At 61.6% G+C, this 1,394-nt stretch carries 1 protein-coding gene; it reads right to left on the bottom strand.

Annotated elements, in window-relative coordinates; genetic code table 11:
* Positions 1-101: 101 nt before the first annotated feature.
* Positions 102-1,394: L-serine ammonia-lyase (locus ACFV20_RS36965; RefSeq protein WP_385665514.1), on the bottom strand; the 1,293-nt coding region annotated here is incomplete at its 5' end.

Genomic DNA, 1,394 nt, shown 5'->3' with positions numbered 1-1,394 from the left:
GTTGGGGGCAGACTTCCTGCGTTGCGGGGCCTGCTCTGCGCGCTTCGCATACGCTTCAGGGCGCAGAGCGGGCCGCACAAGCTTTGCTGGAGTTCAGGTATTCAGCATTCGACGACGTTGACGGCGAGGCCGCCCATCGCGGTTTCCTTGTACTTATGGGACATGTCCTTGCCCGTCTCACGCATCGTCACGATCACCTCATCAAGGGACACCCGATGCGTCCCATCACCCCACAACGCCATCTTCGCCGCGTTGATCGCCTTCGCCGCAGCAATCGCATTCCGCTCAATACACGGAATCTGCACCAACCCACCAATCGGATCACACGTCAAACCCAGGTTGTGCTCCATCGCGATCTCCGCCGCGTTCTCCACCTGCGCCGGAGAACCACCCATCACCTCAGCCAACCCCGCAGCAGCCATCGACGACGCAGACCCCACCTCACCCTGACACCCCACCTCAGCACCGGAAATCGAGGCCTGCTCCTTATACAACACACCCACCGCACCAGCAGCCAACAAGAACCGCACCACCACATCATCCCGATCAGCCTGGGACGCCTGATCCATCCCCGGCGCATAATGCAACGCGTAATACAAAACCGCCGGAATGATCCCCGCCGCACCATTCGTCGGAGCCGTCACCACCCGGCCACCGGACGCGTTCTCCTCATTCACCGCCAGGGCGATCAGGTTCACCCACTCCTGCCAATACTTCGGATCATTCCGGTCCTTGTCCTCCTTCAACAACCGCTCCAACCAATCCGGCGCACGACGACGGACCCGCAACCCACCCGGCAACACACCCTCACGCCTCAAACTGGTCTCAACACAGGCCTCCATCACCGCCCAGATATGCAGCAAACCCTCCCGGATCTCCTCCTCAGACCGGGACGCCCGCTCATTGATCAACATGATCTCGGAAATCCCCAGACCCTTCGACGAGCACCGGCCCAACAACTCCGCCGCCGTCCGAAACGGCAACGGCAACTCCGCCTTGGACTCCTCCAACTCAGCCCGCGCCGCGGACTCCTCACCCTCCCGGACAATGAACCCACCACCCACCGAGAAAAACGTCGCCTCCCGCAACACGTTCCCCTCAGCATCAGACACGGCAAACTTCATCCCATTCGTATGCCGCGGCAACACCGTCAACGGATGCAACACCATATCCTCAACGGAGTACTCCAGGAGCACGTCCCCGGCGAGGTTGAGCTTGCCCGTGTCCGTGATCGAAGCCAGGCGTTCTGCAACCTCGTCGGGCAGGATCAGCTCAGGCTCGTAGCCCTCCAAACCCAGCAAGGTCGCCGTGAAAGTGCCGTGCCCCTTACCCGTCGCAGCCAAGGAACCATACAGATCAACCCGCAACGAAGCCACCGCGCCCAGGACACCAGC

Source organism: Streptomyces sp. NPDC059696 (assembly GCF_042733745.1).
Lineage (GTDB): Bacteria > Actinomycetota > Actinomycetes > Streptomycetales > Streptomycetaceae > Streptomyces.
This window is presented reverse-complemented; position numbering and strand designations above follow the sequence as displayed.